The 16,898-nt window shown below is 74.1% G+C and carries 16 protein-coding genes; 11 read left to right on the top strand and 5 right to left on the bottom strand.

Annotated features, from left to right (window positions below; translation table 11 throughout):
• Positions 1 to 9: 9 nt before the first annotated feature.
• Positions 10 to 852: a peptidylprolyl isomerase gene (locus tag V6U79_RS28625; protein ID WP_334616577.1), complete on the bottom strand. Its 843-nt coding sequence runs from the start codon at positions 850 to 852 to the stop codon at positions 10 to 12.
• Between the two features lie 63 nt (positions 853 to 915).
• A complete protein-coding gene (locus tag V6U79_RS28620; RefSeq protein WP_334616576.1) occupies positions 916 to 1,788 on the bottom strand; it encodes a peptidylprolyl isomerase in 873 nt (290 codons plus the stop codon).
• A gap of 260 nt (positions 1,789 to 2,048) precedes the next feature.
• Between V6U79_RS28620 and V6U79_RS28615 the strand changes: the two genes are divergently transcribed.
• From V6U79_RS28615 to V6U79_RS28605, 3 genes are all read left to right on the top strand, one after another.
• Positions 2,049 to 2,768: an MBL fold metallo-hydrolase gene (locus V6U79_RS28615; protein ID WP_334616575.1), complete on the top strand. Its 720-nt coding sequence runs from the start codon at positions 2,049 to 2,051 to the stop codon at positions 2,766 to 2,768.
• A 56-nt stretch (positions 2,769 to 2,824) separates the two neighbouring features.
• On the top strand, positions 2,825 to 4,153 hold the full coding sequence (gene hisS, locus V6U79_RS28610) for a histidine--tRNA ligase (protein ID WP_334616574.1): 1,329 nt from the start codon (positions 2,825 to 2,827) through the stop codon (positions 4,151 to 4,153).
• Between the two features lie 70 nt (positions 4,154 to 4,223).
• Positions 4,224 to 5,162, top strand: coding sequence for an acyl-ACP desaturase (locus tag V6U79_RS28605; RefSeq protein WP_334527253.1), 939 nt, complete (start codon positions 4,224 to 4,226; stop codon positions 5,160 to 5,162).
• 87 nt (positions 5,163 to 5,249) lie between these two features.
• Here V6U79_RS28605 and V6U79_RS28600 read toward each other — a convergent pair whose 3' ends face one another.
• On the bottom strand, positions 5,250 to 5,768 hold the full coding sequence (locus V6U79_RS28600) for a PaaI family thioesterase (RefSeq protein WP_334527256.1): 519 nt from the start codon (positions 5,766 to 5,768) through the stop codon (positions 5,250 to 5,252).
• 55 nt (positions 5,769 to 5,823) lie between these two features.
• Here V6U79_RS28600 and V6U79_RS28595 point away from each other — a divergent pair, with 55 nt between their 5' ends.
• Together V6U79_RS28595 and V6U79_RS28590 are read left to right on the top strand one after the other, a co-directional pair.
• Positions 5,824 to 6,300, top strand: a complete 477-nt coding sequence (locus V6U79_RS28595) for a winged helix-turn-helix transcriptional regulator (RefSeq protein ID WP_334527259.1) — start codon at positions 5,824 to 5,826, stop codon at positions 6,298 to 6,300.
• 302 nt (positions 6,301 to 6,602) lie between these two features.
• Positions 6,603 to 7,652, top strand: a complete 1,050-nt coding sequence (locus V6U79_RS28590) for a S1 family peptidase (RefSeq protein ID WP_334527262.1) — start codon at positions 6,603 to 6,605, stop codon at positions 7,650 to 7,652.
• A gap of 94 nt (positions 7,653 to 7,746) precedes the next feature.
• Here V6U79_RS28590 and V6U79_RS28585 read toward each other — a convergent pair whose 3' ends face one another.
• Positions 7,747 to 8,343 (bottom strand): DUF998 domain-containing protein, encoded by a 597-nt coding sequence (locus tag V6U79_RS28585; RefSeq protein ID WP_334527266.1) that lies wholly within the window; start codon positions 8,341 to 8,343, stop codon positions 7,747 to 7,749.
• A gap of 166 nt (positions 8,344 to 8,509) precedes the next feature.
• Here V6U79_RS28585 and aspS point away from each other — a divergent pair, with 166 nt between their 5' ends.
• From aspS to V6U79_RS28565, 4 genes are all read left to right on the top strand, one after another.
• On the top strand, positions 8,510 to 10,315 hold the full coding sequence (gene aspS / locus V6U79_RS28580) for an aspartate--tRNA ligase (protein ID WP_334527269.1): 1,806 nt from the start codon (positions 8,510 to 8,512) through the stop codon (positions 10,313 to 10,315).
• Positions 10,316 to 10,420: 105 nt separating this feature from the next.
• Positions 10,421 to 11,233, top strand: coding sequence for an SDR family oxidoreductase (locus V6U79_RS28575; RefSeq protein ID WP_334527272.1), 813 nt, complete (start codon positions 10,421 to 10,423; stop codon positions 11,231 to 11,233).
• Between the two features lie 75 nt (positions 11,234 to 11,308).
• Entirely contained in the window at positions 11,309 to 11,902 is a 594-nt protein-coding gene (locus V6U79_RS28570) for an ArsR/SmtB family transcription factor (RefSeq protein WP_334527275.1), read from the top strand.
• Positions 11,899 to 13,248 carry an MFS transporter gene (locus V6U79_RS28565; RefSeq protein WP_334527277.1) on the top strand — a complete coding sequence of 450 codons (1,350 nt, stop codon included), beginning with the start codon at positions 11,899 to 11,901 and terminating at the stop codon, positions 13,246 to 13,248. Before V6U79_RS28570 ends, V6U79_RS28565 begins: the two co-directional genes overlap by 4 nt.
• Positions 13,249 to 13,345: 97 nt before the next feature.
• On the opposite strand, the gene V6U79_RS28560 is transcribed toward V6U79_RS28565, so the two are convergent.
• Positions 13,346 to 14,083 carry a GNAT family N-acetyltransferase gene (locus V6U79_RS28560; protein WP_334527287.1) on the bottom strand — a complete coding sequence of 246 codons (738 nt, stop codon included), beginning with the start codon at positions 14,081 to 14,083 and terminating at the stop codon, positions 13,346 to 13,348.
• 122 nt (positions 14,084 to 14,205) lie between these two features.
• Between V6U79_RS28560 and V6U79_RS28555 the strand changes: the two genes are divergently transcribed.
• Complete coding sequence (locus V6U79_RS28555; RefSeq protein ID WP_210834577.1) at positions 14,206 to 14,427, top strand: hypothetical protein; 222 nt, start codon at positions 14,206 to 14,208, stop codon at positions 14,425 to 14,427.
• 74 nt (positions 14,428 to 14,501) lie between these two features.
• Entirely contained in the window at positions 14,502 to 16,001 is a 1,500-nt protein-coding gene (locus tag V6U79_RS28550; protein WP_334527282.1) for a replication-associated recombination protein A, read from the top strand.
• Positions 16,002 to 16,898 lie beyond the last annotated feature (897 nt).

Raw genomic sequence — 16,898 nt, 5'->3', positions numbered from 1 at the left:
GGGTGGGGGTCAGCCCTGGATGTCGCTCATCGTCAGCTTGCTGATGACGACCTCCTTCTTGGGGTGGCCACCCCCGGCCTGCTTCGCGAACGCCTTGTCGTCGCCGGCCGCCGCGGCCTGCTTGACCAGGTCCATGCCGCCGGTGATCGTGCCGAGCACGGTGTAGTTCGGGTCCAGCTGCGAGTCGCCCCAGACGATGAAGAACTGGCTGCCGGTGCTGGCCGGCTGGCCGGAGTTGGCCATCGCGATGACGCCCTCCGGGTAGGCCGGGCGCTTGTCCGTGGGCAGGTTCTCCTCGGCCAGGTTGTAGCTCGGGCCGCCGGTGCCGTCGGTCTCCCGCCAGCCCTTGCCCGTGGCGCTCGGGTCGCCGCACTGGAGCACCTTGATGCCCTCGGTGACCAGCCGGTGGCACTTGGTGTTGTCGAAGAAGCCCTTGCTGGCCAGGTGGGTGAAGCTGCCGGCGGTGCAGGGTACCGCCGCGCGGTCGATCTTCGCGGTGATCGGGCCCAGGTTGGTGTCGATCGTCATGGTCTGGGTGCCGACGTTCTTCTGCTGGGCGGGGGGCAGCCCGACGTCCTTGATCTGCGCGGGCCGGCCCTCCTTGGGCACCTCCGGGTACGCGCACTGGGCGAACCCGGCGGGGGCGCCGGCGGTGTCCGGCTGCTTGTCGTCGTCACCGCCGAGGCTGGTGGCCAGCCAGGCCGTGCCGGCGACCACGAGCAGCAGGACCGCTGCGGCCCCGACGATCGCCTGCGTCTGCCGGCGCTTGCGGGCCCTGGCCGCGCGCTCGGCCATCTCCCGCTCGAGTCGGGCCCGCGCCGCCGCGCGCTGCCGCTCTCTCGTGGACGTCACGGTCACTCCTCCTGGACTTTCTGGCGCGGTCGCTGCCGCAGGGTACGGGTGGACTTGTCCGGCTCAGCCGGCGCTCGGGCTCGCCGACGGAGCGCCGGAGGTCGAGCTCGGGGCCGGGGCGGGGGCCTCGGTGGGCTCGCCGACGGTGAGCTTGCGCACCACCACGTCGGTCTTGGGCTTGACCTTGGCCCCGGTCCCATTGTCCACGGTCGGCAGGGCGCCGATCTTCTCGACCACGTCCAATCCGCCGGTGATCCGACCGATGATCGGGTACGCCGGCTTGGCGGGGTTGAAGTCCTTGAAGAAGACGAGGAACTGGCTGCCGTTGGCACCCGGCGGGTTGGCCACCATGGCGACCGTGCCCTTCGGGTACGCCGGGGCCTGCCCGGGGGCGGGGGTCGCGGCCGGCGCCGCCGGGACGTTCTCGTCGTAGAACGAGTAGGTGGGGCCGCCCACCCCGGTGCCGCTCGGGTCGCCGCAGCGCAGCGCGCCCTCGGCGGTGATCTCGTGGCACTTGGTGTTGTCGTAGAACGACCGGCCCGCCAGGTGGGCGATGCTCGCCCCGGCGCAGGGCGCGCCGGCGAGGTCCAGCTCGGCGGTGATCGGGCCGCCCTGGTCGGTGGTGATCGTCATCGGCCGGATGCCGGAGGTGGGCAGGCCGGTGGTGGGCGGGGTGCCGACGTCCTTGAGGTTGGTGTTGCCGCCGGCGTCCTGCGGCGTCCAGAGGCAGACGTCCTCGGCGGCCTTCGGCTTCCGGTCGCGGTCGAACGCCCCCAGGCCCCAGGCGGAGCCGAGCACGATCAGCGCCAGCACGACCGTGGCGCCCACACCGGCCTGGATCTGCCGCCGGCGCCGTATCGAGGCGGCTCGGCGGGCGAGCTGCCGGTCGAGCTTGGCCCGCGCCAGTTTGCGCTGCCGGTCCCTGCTGGAAGCCACTCGTGCTCCCCTTCCTCTAGCCTGGTCGTCACCGGCGGTCGGGCCGCTCGCGCCCGCCGTACCGCGGGGTGCGCCACGCCACACGCCCGCCAGAGTGTACGGGTAGCCGCTGTGATTGTGGTGTACGAGGCCCGGGCTGCGTTTATCGGAGTGCGTCACTGTGCCGGAAGGGGCCGGCGGGACCGCTGGGCCCGCGAATTCCGCTCGACGCTGCGACTAGGCTGCGAAGGGGACGACGACTCGACGGAAGGGGAGCGGACGTGCTCGTGGCCGGCTTTCCCGCGGACGCCTTCGGCACCAACTGCTACGTGGTGGCGACCGCGCCGGGGGAGCAGTGCGTGGTGGTCGACCCCGGCATCGGGGTGCTCGACCGGCTCGACGCCGTGCTCGCCGAACACCGTCTGCATCCGGCCGCCGTGCTGCTCACCCACGGCCACCTCGACCACACCTTCTCCGTGGCGCCGGTCTGCGGCGCCCGCGGCATCCCCGCCTACGTCCACCCGGACGACCGGGAGCTGCTCGCCGACCCGGCCAAGGGGCTCTCCGCGGACCTCGCCCAGCTCTTCGGCGGCCGGCTGCCCTACACCGAGCCCGACGACGTGGCCGAGCTGACCGACGGCGCGACCCTGGCCCTGGCCGGGTTGGAGATCACCGTCGACCACGCACCGGGCCATACCGGCGGGTCGGTGCTGTTCCGGTTGCCCGGCGCCGGCTCGCCCTGGGAGGCGGAGCAGCTCTGCCTCTCCGGTGACGTGCTCTTCGCCGGCTCGATCGGCCGCACCGACCTGCCGGGCGGCAGCATGCCCCAGATGCTGACCAGCCTGCGGGAGAAGGTCCTTCCGCTGGCCGACGACACCGTCGTCCTGCCCGGCCACGGCCCCGTCACCACCATCGGCCGCGAGCGCGCGAGCAACCCGTACCTCGTCGAGGTGGCGGGCGACGCCGACGCGCGTCCGGCCGCGCCCGCCCACGGTCTGTAGAGCACCGCGCCCACGACCTGACCGCGCCGCCCGCGCGGAACCGCAAGGAGTACGCCATGAGCAAGCCCACGCCCATCTCCGGCTTCCCGGAGTGGACGCCCGCGCAGCGGATGATCGAGCAGTTCGTCCTCGACCGGATCCGCGCCACCTTCGAGCTGTACGGCTTCGCGCCGCTGGAGACCCGCTCGGTGGAGCCGCTGGACCAGCTGCTGCGCAAGGGGGAGACCTCCAAGGAGGTCTACGTGCTGCGCCGGCTCCAGGCCGACACCGACGGCCCGGCCGGGGACGACTCGCTCGGCCTGCACTTCGACCTGACCGTGCCGTTCGCCCGGTACGTGCTGGAGAACGCCGGCAAGTTGCAGTTCCCTTTCCGCCGCTACCAGATCCAGAAGGTGTGGCGGGGTGAGCGCCCGCAGGAGGGACGTTACCGGGAGTTCCTCCAGGCCGACATCGACATCGTCGACCGGGACACCCTGCCGGCGCACTACGAGGCGGAGATGCCGCTGGTCATCGGCGACGCGTTGCGGTCGCTGCCGATCCCGCCGGTGCGGATCCAGGTCAACAACCGCAAGATCTGCGAGGGCTTCTACCGGGGAGTCGGGATCGGCGACCCGGAGGCGGCGCTGCGCGCGGTGGACAAGCTCGACAAGATCGGCCCGGTGCGGGTGGCCGAGCTGCTGGCCGAGACGGCCGGGGCGAGCGAGGCGCAGGCCAAGGCGGCGCTGGCGCTGGCCGAGATCTCAGCGCCGGACGCCTCCTTCGCCGACGCGGTACGCGCCCTCGGGGTCAGCGACCCGCTGCTCGACGAGGGGATCGCGGAGCTGATCGCCGTGATGGAGACCGCCGCCGCCCACTCGCCCGGGCTCTGCGTCGCCGACCTGCGGATCGCCCGTGGGCTGGACTACTACACCGGCACCGTGTACGAGACCCAGCTGGTCGGCTACGAGCGGTTCGGCTCGATCTGCTCCGGCGGTCGGTACGACAACCTGGCCAGCTCCGGCAACGTCCGGTTCCCCGGGGTGGGCATCTCGATCGGGGTGACCCGCCTGCTCGGCCTGCTCTTCGGCGCCGACGCGCTCACGGTGTCCCGCAGCGTGCCGACCTGCGTCCTGGTCGCGGTGACGAACGAGGACGACCGGGCGGCGAGCAACCGGGTCGCCGAGGCGCTGCGCTCCCGGGGCGTGCCCACCGAGGTGTCGCCGAGCGCGGCCAAGTTCGGCAAGCAGATCCGGTACGCCGAGCGGCGCGGCATTCCGTACGTCTGGTTCCCGGGCGCCGAGGGCGCTCCCGACGAGGTGAAGGACATCCGCTCGGGTGAGCAGGTCATCGCCGCGGCGGGGGAGTGGACCCCGCCCCGCGAGGACCTGAAACCCCTGGTCGGCTGAGCGGATTACTCGCGCGTACGCCGGGAAAGACCTACGGTGGCGTAAGTTACGCCACCGTAGGGAGATCGTCATGACCGCCTCGCTGAGCCAGACCGCGCTGCTCCTCGAACTCGAGCCCGTGGTCGAGAAGAACCTCGACCGGCACCTGTCGATGGCCAAGGAGTGGTTTCCGCACGAGTACGTGCCGTGGAGCGAGGGCCGCACCTTCGACGGGCCGCTCGGCGGCGAGCCGTGGTCGGCGTCGGACTCGACGATCCCGGACGTGGCCCGGACCGCGCTGATCGTCAACCTGCTCACCGAGGACAACCTGCCCTCGTACCACCACGAGATCGCGACGCTCTTCGGGCGGGACGGCGCGTGGGGCACCTGGGTGCACCGGTGGACCGCCGAGGAGGGGCGGCACGGCACGGCGATCCGCGACTACCTGACGGTGACCCGGGCGGTGGACCCGGTGGCCCTGGAGCGGGCCCGGATGACCCACATGTCGGCCGGCTACGAGAACGTGCACGGCGACGAGGTGCTGCACTCGCTGGCATACGTCTCGTTCCAGGAGCTGGCTACCCGGATCTCGCACCGCAACACCGGTCGGGCCACGGGTGACCCGGCCTGCGAGGCGCTGCTCGCCCGGGTGGCCGCGGACGAGAACCTGCACATGGTCTTCTACCGCAACCTGCTCGGCGCGGCCTTCGAGCTGGCCCCCGGTCAGGCCATGCGGGCGGTCGCCGACGTGCTGGCGAACTTCCAGATGCCCGGCGTGGGGATCGAGGGCTTCGCCCGCAAGTCGGTGGCGATCGCCCTGGCCGGCATCTACGACCTGCGCCAGCACCGCGACGAGGTGGTGCTCCCGGTGCTGCGCCAGTGGGACGTCCTCAACGTCACCGGCCTGGACGCCGACGGCGAGGCCGCCCGCGAGGAGATCGCCGCCCACCTCGACGCCTTGGAGCAGTCCGCCTCCCGCTTCGAGGACAAGCGCGCCGCCCGCGAATCCCGCCTGACCTCCCGCCTCTGACGCCCACCCCGCGCGATCTCGCAGTTTCGGTCCGGACGGAGGGTGCATCGCGTCCGTGGCGCGGGCCGGAACTGCGCGATCGGTGTGTCAGGCGGGGGAGTCGAGGGGGAAGAGGAGGCAGCTGGACGTGGCGTGGGCGATGAGGCGGGACCGGGTGTCGGTCAGCCGCGCCTCGGCCAGCGCGGTGCGGCGGCCGCGCTGGAGGACGGTGCCCTCGCAGCGCAGGACGCCGCTGGCGACGGTGACCGGGCGGAGGAACTTCACGTTCAGGTCCAGCGAGGTGTAGCCGACCCCGGCCGGCAGGGTGGTGTGCACCGCGCAGCCCGCGGCCGTGTCCAGCAGGGTGGAGATGACCCCGCCGTGCACCGTGCCGAGGGGGTTGTAGTGGAACTCCTGGGGGACCAGCTCCACGGTGACCCGGCCCTCGTCGGCCTCCATCCGGCCGATGTCGATCAGGTGCATGATCGGCGGCGCGGCCAGCTCACCGGCGATCATCGCGCGCAGCAGCTCCAGACCGCCGCGCCGGCCCACGTGGGCGGCGCCGGCCACCGGGTCGGACCAGGAGAAGGTACGGCTACGCGCCGGGTCCTGCTGCGTCTGGGTCATGGACTCAGCCTGGCAGCACGTTGCTGAGTCTGTCAATCAGACCTAGCCTGGTCGGATGAGACCCGCGGCGCTGGACTGGTCGGTGGAGAACTGCACCATCGCCCGGGCGATGGAGATCCTCGGCGAGCGCTGGACCCTGGTGGTGCTCCGCGAGGTGTTCAACGGCATCCGCCGCTTCGACGACATGCGCGTGCGCACCGGCATCCCCCGCCAGGTGCTCACCAACCGGCTCGCCACCCTGGTCGCGCAGGGCGTGCTGCGCCGCGAGCCGTACCGGGAGCCGGGCAGTCGGGTGCGCCACGAGTACCGGCTGACCGAAAAGGGACTCGACCTCTGGCCGGTGCTGGTGGCGGTGCTCGGCTGGGGCGACCGCCACCTGGCCGACCCGGACGGCTCCCCGCTCAGCGTGGGACACCGCGACTGCGGCGCCGAGGTGCGGGTCGAGTTGCGCTGCGCCGACGGGCACGACCTGACCGAGCCGCGCGAGGTGGTGCCCCGGCCGGGCCCCGGGGCCCGGCGTCGGGTCGACTGAGCCGTCGGGTGCGGGATGCCCGGCGCGTGGTGTCCGGCATCCTCCGGTAGCGCCGAGGCATCGATGTCGGTGCACGGGTGATCGGCCGCGGGTGTGACGGTTGGTGCCCGCGATGTGTCCACAGTGTTGCACAGGTGTGTCGGTGGAAGCTCTCCCCAATCCGGACGAATCCAGGTCTTGCCGATGATCTCAAGGATGTGAATACTTCAGTGAATCCGGCCGGTTCCCCCAGTTCGGCCGGGTGGAACACAGGCCCCGTCACCCCCGACGCGGGCTGTCGCCCCCTCCCAGGAGGTTGTTACATGCGACCCACGAGGTCACCGTTCCGCCGCGCCGCCACCCTCGTCGCGGCCGGAGTTCTGGTCGCCGGCTCGCTCATCGGCGCGCCCGCGCAGGCCGCCCCCGCCGCTTCCCCCGACGCCGCCGCCGGCCTGGCCGAGCGCCTCGGCGACCGGGCCGCCGGCACGTACGCCGACGCCAGCGGCAAGATGGTCGTCGCCGTCACCGACGCCGCCGCCGCCCGCCAGGTCCGCGCCGCCGGCGCCACCCCGAAGCTCGTCACCCGGGGCGCCGCCGCCCTCCAGGCCGCCACCGCCGAGCTGGAGCGGTCCGCGAAGATCCCGGGCACCGCCTGGTGGACCGACCCCGCCACCAACCAGGTCGTGGTCTCCGTCGACAGCACCGTCACCGGCGCCAAGCTGGACAAGGTCAAGGCCGCCGCCGCCCGCGCGAACGGCGCCATCCGCATCGAGGCCGAGGCCGGCGTGCTGAGCACCCGCATCTCCGGCGGCGAGGCCATCTACGCCGGTGGCGGCGGGCGCTGCTCGCTCGGCTTCAACGTGCGCAACAGCGCCGGCACCCAGTTCTTCATCACCGCCGGTCACTGCACGAACATCTCGTCCAGCTGGTACAGCAACTCCGCGCAGACCACCTACCTGGGCGCGCGGACCGGCACCAGCTTCCCGGGCAACGACTACGGGATCGTGCAGTACAACAGCAGCGTCTCCCGTCCGGGCAACGTCTACCTCTACAACGGCAGCTACCGGGACATCACCGGCTCCGGCAACGCATACGTCGGCCAGAGCGTCCAGCGCTCCGGCAGCACCACCGGCCTGCGCGGCGGCTCGGTGACCGCGCTGAACGCCACCGTCAACTACGCCGAGGGTTCGGTCTCCGGCCTGATCCGCACCAACGTCTGCGCCGAGCCGGGCGACAGCGGCGGCTCGCTGTTCAGCGGCAGCACCGCGCTGGGCCTCACCTCCGGTGGCAGTGGCAACTGCCGCACCGGCGGCACGACGTTCTTCCAGCCGGTCCCCGAGGTGCTGAGCCGCTACGGCGTCAGCGTCTACTGACCGACCTTCCGCGAGCGGGCCGCCGGGTCACCGGCGGCCCGCCCCGCTGTGCGGGTGCGGAAGGCCCGCTCCCCGGGGGAGCAGGAGGACGGGCTCACCGCTGGTCGGGTCGGGGACGCGTCAGCACCACGAGCAGCGGGCAGAGCGCCTCCGCGCCGGCGGCCACCCGCTCGGCCAGGCCGATCCTCGGCCCCCCGACGACCAGCTCGACCACGAACCAGCCGACCAGGACGAGCAGGACCGCCGCGGCGGTCGTACCCCGGGCGGGCGGGAGCCCGACGGCGCGGTCGGGCGCGCGGTGGCGACCGGCGGCGAGCGCCGGCCAGAGCGCCAGCGCGCCGAAGGCGACGGCGGCGGCCAGCCCGTGCGGGCCCGACGAGCCGCGCTCGGCCGGCAGCGGGAACACCGCGACGGCGACCGTGGCCAGCCCACCCAGCGCCAGCGTCAGCCGGCCGGCGGCGCGCAGCGGGCGCAGCCCGGCCGCGGTCACGCAGTGACAGACACCGAGGCCGACCAGGGCCAACGTCATGATCCAGCGGTCGTCGGCGTCGCGCGCCGCGAGCACGCTGATCGTGCCGGCGACCTGGTCGAAGCCGCCCGCCTGCCGGTCCGCGGCGAGCGTCCAGCCGCCGATCAGCAGCACCGGGGCGGCGGCGGAGGAGACGAGGGCCCAACGGGGTACGGCCTGCACCCGGCACACCGTACGGGAGCGGGGCCGGCGCGCACCGGACCCTGCTCGACGTGCGGCCCCGACTGGGCCCTTCCTTCAGTGAACCGCGCCCGGTGGCGGCCGGGGCGCGGCGGTGCTGACAGAATGCGGAGGGCAGAGATGTACCGCAGATGAGGAGACGCAAGTCGTGATCCGTACCCATGACGCCGGCAGCCTGCGCGCGACGGACGCCGGCACCACGGTGACGCTCGCCGGGTGGGTGGCCCGCCGGCGCGACCACGGCGGTGTCATCTTCGTCGACCTGCGCGACGGCTCCGGCGTGGTCCAGGTGGTGTTCCGCGAGGAGGACGCGCACGCGCTGCGCAACGAGTTCTGCGTCAAGGTGACCGGCGAGGTGACCCGCCGCCCCGAGGGCAACGAGAACCCGGAGCTGCCCACCGGCGAGATCGAGGTGACCGCCGCCGAGCTGGAGGTGCTCTCCGAGGCGGCGCCGCTGCCGCTGCCGGTCGACGACCAGGTCGAGGCCGGCGACGACATCCGGCTCAAGTACCGCTACCTGGACCTGCGCCGCAGCGGCCCGGCCAACGCGATGCGGCTGCGCTCGCGCGCCAACCAGCTCGCCCGGGGCGTGCTGCACCAGCGGGACTTCCTGGAGATCGAGACCCCGACGCTGACCCGGTCCACCCCGGAGGGCGCCCGCGACTTCCTGGTCCCGGTCCGGCTCCAGCCCGGCAGCTGGTACGCGCTGCCGCAGTCGCCGCAGCTGTTCAAGCAGCTGCTGATGGTCGGCGGCATGGAGCGGTACTACCAGATCGCCCGCTGCTACCGCGACGAGGACTTCCGCGCCGACCGGCAGCCGGAGTTCACCCAGCTCGACATCGAGATGTCCTTCGTCACCGAGGACGACGTGATCGACCTCGGCGAGGCGATCGTCTCCACGCTCTGGAAGGACCTGGCCGGCCACGAGATCTCCCGGCCGATCCCGCGGATCACCTGGCACGACGCCATGGCCCGGTACGGCTCCGACAAGCCCGACCTGCGCTACGGCGTCGAGCTGACCGAGCTGACCGACTACCTGCGCGGCACCGAGTTCCGGGTCTTCGCCGGCGCGATCGACGCCGGCGGGTACGTCGGCGCGGTGGTCATGCCCGGCGGCGCGGCGCAGAGCCGCAAGGAGCTGGACGGCTGGCAGGACTGGGCCAAGGCGCGCGGCGCGCGCGGCCTGGCGTACGTGGTGCTCGACGCGGAGACCGGTGAGGCGCGCGGCCCGGTGGCGAAGAACCTCTCCGCCGAGCACCTGGGCGGGCTCGCCGACGCGGTCGGCGCGAAGCCGGGCGACGCGGTCTTCTTCGCCGCCAGCACCAACACCCGCGAGGCGCAGGAGCTGCTCGGCGCGGCGCGGATCGAGATCGCCAAGCGGGCGGGCCTGATCGACGAGAGCGCCTGGGCGTTCTGCTGGGTGGTCGACGCGCCGATGTTCGAGAAGACCGACGAGGGTGGCTGGACGGCGGTGCACCACCCGTTCACCTCCCCGAACGCCGAGTGGGTGGACCGCTTCGAGGAGGCCCCGGACCGGGCGCTGGCCTACGCGTACGACATCGTCTGCAACGGCAACGAGATCGGCGGCGGCTCGATCCGTATCCACCGGGGTGACGTGCAGAAGCGGGTCTTCGACCTGCTCGGCATCACCGCGGAGGAGGCGCAGGACAAGTTCGGCTTCCTCCTCGAGGCGTTCAAGTACGGCGCCCCGCCGCACGGCGGCATCGCCTTCGGCTGGGACCGGGTCTGCATGCTGCTCGCCGGCGCGGACTCGATCCGCGAGGTCATCGCCTTCCCGAAGACCCGGGGCGGCTTCGACCCGCTGACCGGCGCGCCGACGCCGATCACCGTCCAGCAGCGCACCGAGGCCGGCATCGACGCCAAGCCCAAGGCGCCGACGGGCGCGCACGCCGGCACCGCCGGCCCGGCCGCCCCGGTGGCCGACCCGGTCTGACCCGACCCCATCACCGAGAGGTCTGCGCCATGATGGCGTGGACCTCTCGGTCGTTACGTCGCCGGAACGGGTGACGGTCGGCCGAGCCGTGAGATGGAGGACGCGATGACGCTGCTCGTGGTGGGAGCCGGTGGTTTCCTGGGCGGGGAGATCTGCCGGCGCGCGGTCGCGGCGGGCCGGCCGGTGACGGGGACCTGGCACGCCAGGCCGGTGGAGCTGCCGGGTCTGGCGACCCGGCAGCTCGACGTGACCGACCGGGAGGCGGTGCGCCGGCTGGTCGCGGCGGTGCGGCCGACCGCCGTGGTCGGCACCCCGTACCGCAACGACGACTGGGCGGTCACCGCCGACGGCGCGGCGCACATCGCGTACGCGGCGGCAGAGGCGGGGGCGCGGCTGGTGCACCTCTCCAGCGACGCGCTGCACGCCGGGCGCTCGACGCCCTATCTGGACGACGACGCGCCCACCCCGATCCACCCGTACGGGGCGGCGAAGGCGGCGGCGGAGACGGCCGTGCGGGCGATCGACCCGACCGCCGTGCTGGTGCGGACCTCGTTGATCGTGGGGGAGGGGAGCAAGCAGATCGAGCTCTGCCGGGACGCCCTCGCCGGCCGGGCCACCCTCTTCACCGACGAACTCCGCTGCCCGGTCGACGTCACCGACCTGGCCGACGCCGTCCTCGAACTGGTCGACGGCGACCACGCCGGCCCGCTCAACGTGGCCGGCCCGGAGCCGATCAGCCGGGCCGGGCTCGGGCTGCTGGTGGCCCGCCGGTTCGGGCTGGACCCGGCCGGCCTGAAGACCACCACGAGCGCGGCGACCGGGCTGGTCCGCCCCACCGACGTGCGGCTGGACTCCTCGCGCGCCGCCGGGCTGTTGCGTACCCGGCTGCGGGGCGTCACCGAACTCTTCACGGCCTGAACCCGGCCCGCTTCCGGGCACACTTTCTCTGCACAACTATTGTGCAGAGAAAGTGTGCACAACTATTGTGCATTCATGGGGAGCGACGGGAAGGCCACGCCGCCGCGTGAGGTGCGGCTCGACCACCGACAGGTCCGGGTGCTCGCACACCCGCTGCGGATGCGCCTGCTCGGCGCGCTGCGCACGAACGGGCCCGCCACCGCCACCGCGCTGGCCGAGCTGCTCGACACCAACACCGGCGCGACCAGCTACCACCTGCGCCAACTCGCCGAGGTCGGGCTGGTCGCCGAGGATCCCGACCGGGGCAGCGGTCGGCAGCGCTGGTGGCAGGCCGCGCACGACGTGACCAACTGGGAACCGACCGACTTCGACGACGACCCGGACGCCCGGGCGGCGATCCAGTGGATCCACGGCGACCAGGTGCGCCTGCTGGTCGAGCGGGCCGAGCGCTGGCTGGCCGTCGAGCACGAGTGGTCGCCGGCCTGGCGGGACGCCCTCGGCATGGGTGACATCTTCCTGACCATCCCGGCGCACCGGATGGAGGCGCTCAAGGCCGAGGTGTGGCAGGTGCTGGAGCGGTACCACGACGAGGCGGACCCGACCGAACCGGGCGCCGAGCCGGTGCACGTCTTCCTCGCCGGTTACCCGATGCTGGAGGGTCGGCGGTGAGCGCGCTGTCCGTACGCCAGATCCGGTTCCGCTACCTCGCCCTCTACGGACTGCGCTGGCTGCCGACCGGTCTGATGATCCCCGTGATGATCCTGCTGATGCAGGAGCGCGGCCTGTCGCTGTCCCAGATCGGCCTGGTCTCCACCGCGCAGGCGCTGGTGGTGCTCGCGCTGGAGCTGCCCACCGGTGGCCTGGCCGACGCCCTCGGCCGCAAGCCGGTCCTGGTCGTCGCCGCGGCGGTGAGCCTGCTCTCCCTCTCCCTCTTCGCGGTGGCCGACTCCTTCGCGCTGTTCTTCCTGGTCTGGGCCCTGCAGGGCCTCTACCGGGCGCTCGACAGCGGCCCCCTCGAATCCTGGTACGTCGACGCCAGCCTCGCCGCCGACCCGAAGGCCGGGTACGAGGCCGGCCTCGGCTTCGGCGGCACCGTCGCGGGCGTCGCCATCGCCGTCGGCGCGCTGCTCAGCAGTGCCCTGGTCGCCCTCGGTCCGGTCGGCCCGGTCAGCGCGCTCACCCTGCCCGTACTGGTCGCCATCGCCCTGCAGGCGGTGGGCCTGGTCGCCCTGCTGACGCTGCTGGTGGAGACCCGCCCGGCGCGGGGCGCGGGCGCGCTGCGCGCCTCCGTCGTCGAGGCGCCCCGGATGGTGGGCCAGGCGATCGGCCTGCTGCGCCGGTCCCGGGTGCTGCTCGCCCTGGTCGCCGTCGAGCTGTTCTGGAGCTTCGGCATGGTCACCTTCGAGTCGCTGCTCCCGGTCCGCCTCGGCGAGGTGGTCGGCGGCGCCGAGCGGGCGGCGACGCTGCTCGGGCCGGCCAACTCGGCGGCCTGGCTCGCCTCGGCGGCGGGCGCGGCGCTGACCCCGCTGCTGCTGCGCCGGCTGGGCGCCGCGCCGGGCGCCGCGCTGATGCTCCTCGTGCAGGCCGCGACCGTGATCGGGATGGGGCTGCTCGCCGGGCCGGTCGGGGTGCTGGTCGCCTACCTGGCCTGCTACACCGTGCACGGCGCGGCCAACCCGCTGCACGCCGGCCTGCTGCACCGCCAGGTCGAGGGGCCGTACCGGACCAGCGTGCTCTCGCTGAACTCGATGATGGGGCAGCCGGGCTTCGCCCTCGGCGCGGTGCTGCTCACCGCGCTCGCCGACACCAGCAGCGTCACCACGGCGATGCTGGTGGGCGCGGCGGTGCTGGCCGCGGCCGCCCCGCTCTACCTGCCGGCCTGGCGGGCCGGGCGGGGCGCGGCAGCGGTCGACGGACCGAGCGATTCCGATGTGGTCACCGACCCCGACCGGGCCGCACCGGCCACCGCTCCCGGAGCCGGCCCGGGCGTCGCCGAGGCGGCGTCGGGCCGTTGATCGAGCGGCGCGCCGGCCGCCCCGGGTCGGGCGGCTCCGCCATGGACCGGGCCCGTGACGCGTCCGCCACCGGCCGGGCCGGGACATCGGCCGGCGCTCAGGCCACGCGCACCGCGCTGCGGGCGCTGGCGCCGGTGAAGCCGAGCCGCCGGTAGAGCCGGGCCGCCCCCTCGTTGTGGGTGTAGACGCCGAGCGCGACGTGGTCGTACCGGGCGGCCAGCGCCCGGGTCATCCCGACGGTCAGGGCGGCGCCGAGACCCCGGCCCCGCCGGTCGGGCGCCACGGTCAGCCCGGCCAGGAAGCCGACGTCCCCGCGACTGCGGTCCGCGCCGCAGGCCACGAGCCGGTCGCCGTCGCGGATGCCGTACCAGGCGACGATTCCCGGGTCGCCGGGGCGGGAGGTGCTGGTGGGGAAGGCCGCGTCGATCAACGCGCCCAGGGCCGGGTGGTCGGTCTCGTCGAGGCGTACCACCCGGTCCTCTTCCGGCCGGCGGGGCCCCACGGTGCTGGTCCAGAGAAAGTCCCAGTCGTCGTGACGGGCCACGGTCAGCCGGGCGGCGAGCCTCTCCGGGCTGGTCCGGGGCAGGTTCAGCCACTGCCCGGGGCCGACCACCCCGGCGGCGGCGAGGTCGGCGAAGACGTCCAGCGCCGGCGCCGCCGCCCCGATCGCGCCACCCGCCGCCGGGCCCGACCCGGGCGGCAGCAGCCAGGCCACCGCCCCGTCGCGCCGCCAGCCGCGCGGCTGTTCACCGGGCCGGAGCATGTGTCGCACGTACGGATGCTGGTCGGTGGCGGCGAGCAGGGCCGTCCGGCCGGTCAACTCCTGGTCGGCCATGATCACCCGGCCAGGGTAGACCGCGACGGCGCGCCGGGCCCAGTCCACGGTGGAGATTGACGAGTCGACCGATTGGGTACATCCCGCGCCGACCTACTGGGAACCCCCACCGGAGGAACGACATGCTCGCCATACTCGCGGCCATCGTGTTCGGCTTCGCGCTCCTGATCGACCTGCTCGACACCAACTTCGGGGCGCCGGACCTGTTCAACTGGAACACCCTCGTCCTCATCGGCCTGCTGCTGCTCTCCCTCTACCTGGCCGGCGTCGGCCGCGGCCCGCGCGGCGGGGGCGGCGGTGGCGGAGGCCGCTGGTACCGGGGTCGTCGCCCCGGTCGCGGCTGACCGCAACGGATCACAGTGGGTCCGGCCGCGGCGCGATTCCGGCGCTGCGGACCGGGCCCGGTACTGTCTTCGTGATGGATTCCGACGCCCTCTTCTCCCTCGGCGAACCCGCCGCGGCGCCCAGCGCCACCGCGGGCCCCGGTGGCGTGGACGGCTTCACGGCGGTCGGCGACGATTCGCCCCTGCCCGTCCGAATGCGCCCGGCGAGCATCGACGAGCTGGTCGGCCAGGACCACCTGCTCGCGCCCGGTGCGCCGCTGCGTCAACTGGTCGGTGGCGGGGCCCCGCTGTCGGTCATCCTCTGGGGGCCGCCGGGCAGCGGCAAGACCACCATCGCGCACCTGGTGGCCCGGGCCACCGACCGCCGGTTCGTCGCCATGTCGGCCCTCAACGCCGGGGTCAAGGACGTCCGGGCGGTGATCGACACCGCTCGCCGGCAGCGCCGCGCCGGCGGGCCGCAGACGGTGCTCTTCATCGACGAGGTGCACCGGTTCAGCAAGACCCAGCAGGATTCGCTGCTCGCCGCCGTCGAGGACCGCACGGTCACCCTGCTCGCCGCGACCACCGAGAACCCGTACTTCTCGGTCATCTCGCCGCTGTTGTCGCGGTGCGTGCTGCTCACCCTCCAGCCGTTGGACGACGCGGCCGTGCGCGGCCTGCTGCGCCGCGCGGTCACCGACCAGCGCGGCCTGGGTAGCGCGCTCACCCTGGAGACCGACGCCGAGGACCATCTCGTACGCCTCGCCGGCGGCGACGTCCGCAAGGCGCTGACCGCGCTGGAGGCCGCGGCGGCCTCCGCCGTGGCGGTCGGCACCGGCCGGATCGACCTGGCCACGGCCGAGCAGGCGGTGGACGTGGCGGCGGTCCGCTACGACCGGGACGGCGACGCCCACTACGACGTGACCAGCGCCTTCATCAAGAGCATGCGGGGCTCGGACGTGGACGCCGCGCTGCACTGGCTGGCCCGGATGCTGGTCGCCGGTGAGGATGCCCGGTTCATCGCCCGCCGACTGGTGATCTTCGCGAGCGAGGACGTCGGCATGGCCGACCCGACGGCGCTGAGCGTGGCCACCGCCGCCGCGCACGCCGTCGAGTACGTCGGCCTGCCCGAGGCCCAGCTCAACCTCGCCCAGGCCGTGATCCACCTGGCCACCGCACCCAAGTCGAACTCGGCCACCAGCGCGATCGGCGCGGCGATCGCCGACGTCCGGGCCGGCCGGGGCGGGTCGGTGCCGCGCGGGCTGCGGGACGCCCACTACGCCGGCGCCCGCGGCCTGGGGCACGGCACCGGCTACCGCTACCCGCACGACGACCAGCGCGGGGTGGTCACTCAGCAGTACGCTCCCGACGACCTCGTCGGGACCGACTACTACCGGCCCAGCGGGCACGGTGCCGAGCGGTCGGTGGCCGCCCGGCTGCCCCTGCTGCGCCGGATCGTCCGGGGGCTGTCCGCCCCGGCGTCACGGCCGGACGGGCCGGCGCCGGCGGTGAACGGCCGTCACCCGTCGGGCACGGGGCACACCGGTGGGGCGGATGAGGGCGGCATCGATGCCGCCGAGGAGGGTCAGCAGTGACATCGCGTGGTGGGGAGCGACCGCAGGACGGTCCCGACGAGGGGCGCGACCCTCGCGCCAAGGGGCGGCGCTGGGGCCGGGGCCGGAGCGAGGAGACCCCGCAGGAGCCGGTCGGCGAGGAGTTCGGCTGGATCGACGACCTGCGCAGCGCCAAGCAGCAGCGCGGCGAGCTCGGCCCGGACGGCGAACCGGCCCGTCCGGCGCCCGGCCCGGCCACCCCGCCCGGCGGGTTCCGGCCCGGTGCGGCGGGCCCGCCCGCCGCCGCGCCGCCGCCCGGTGTCGCGCGTCCCGGTGCCACACCTCGTCCCGATGGTCCGCCGTCGGGTGTGGCGCGTCCGGGTGGTCCTCGTTCCGATGGTCCGCCGTCGGGCGTGGCGCGTCCGGGTGGTCCCCGTCCCGATGGTCCGCCGTCGGGTGTGGCGCGTCCGGGTGCTCCTCGTCCCGATGGTCCGCCGTCGGGTGTGGCGCGTCCGGGTGGTCCCCGTCCCGATGGTCCGCCGTCGGGTGTGGCGCGTCCGGGTGCTCCTCGTCCCGATGGTCCGCCGTCGGGTGTGGCGCGTCCGGGTGGTCCCCGTCCCGATGGTCCGCCGTCGGGTGTGGCGCGTCCGGGTGCTCCTCGTCCCGATGGTCCGCCGTCGGGTGTGGCGCGTCCGGGTGCCCCTCGTCCCGATGGTCCGCCGTCGGCCGTCGCTCCTGGTGGTCCTCGTCCGGACGGTCCGCCGTCGGGTGTGGCGCGTCCCGGTGGTCCCCGTTCCGATGGTCCGCCGTCGGGTGTCGCTCGTCCCGGGGGTGGCGCGCGGCCCGACGCGGCCGCTCGTCCCGCCCCCGGCGGACCGGGGCCGGAGGCCGGCCGCGCGGCCCGGCCGACGCCCGGCCCCGAGGGGCCTCCGCACGGCC

This window comes from Micromonospora psammae, from assembly GCF_036902725.1.
Lineage (GTDB): Bacteria > Actinomycetota > Actinomycetes > Mycobacteriales > Micromonosporaceae > Micromonospora.
Note: the sequence above shows the minus strand (reverse complement) of the source record. Positions and strands in the feature narration are given on the sequence as shown.

Bases quoted from the DNA above. Each gene is read 5' to 3' on its own strand.
- hisS (WP_334616574.1), top strand. From the start codon at position 2,825: ATGAGCAAGCCCACGCCCATCTCCGGCTTCCCGGAGTGGACGCCCGCG.
- V6U79_RS28605 (WP_334527253.1), top strand. From the start codon at position 4,224: ATGACCGCCTCGCTGAGCCAGACCGCGCTGCTCCTCGAACTCGAGCCC.
- V6U79_RS28600 (WP_334527256.1), bottom strand. From the start codon at position 5,768: ATGACCCAGACGCAGCAGGACCCGGCGCGTAGCCGTACCTTCTCCTGG.
- V6U79_RS28595 (WP_334527259.1), top strand. From the start codon at position 5,824: ATGAGACCCGCGGCGCTGGACTGGTCGGTGGAGAACTGCACCATCGCC.
- V6U79_RS28590 (WP_334527262.1), top strand. From the start codon at position 6,603: ATGCGACCCACGAGGTCACCGTTCCGCCGCGCCGCCACCCTCGTCGCG.
- V6U79_RS28575 (WP_334527272.1), top strand. From the start codon at position 10,421: ATGACGCTGCTCGTGGTGGGAGCCGGTGGTTTCCTGGGCGGGGAGATC.
- V6U79_RS28570 (WP_334527275.1), top strand. From the start codon at position 11,309: ATGGGGAGCGACGGGAAGGCCACGCCGCCGCGTGAGGTGCGGCTCGAC.
- V6U79_RS28560 (WP_334527287.1), bottom strand. From the start codon at position 14,083: ATGGCCGACCAGGAGTTGACCGGCCGGACGGCCCTGCTCGCCGCCACC.
- V6U79_RS28555 (WP_210834577.1), top strand. From the start codon at position 14,206: ATGCTCGCCATACTCGCGGCCATCGTGTTCGGCTTCGCGCTCCTGATC.
- V6U79_RS28550 (WP_334527282.1), top strand. From the start codon at position 14,502: ATGGATTCCGACGCCCTCTTCTCCCTCGGCGAACCCGCCGCGGCGCCC.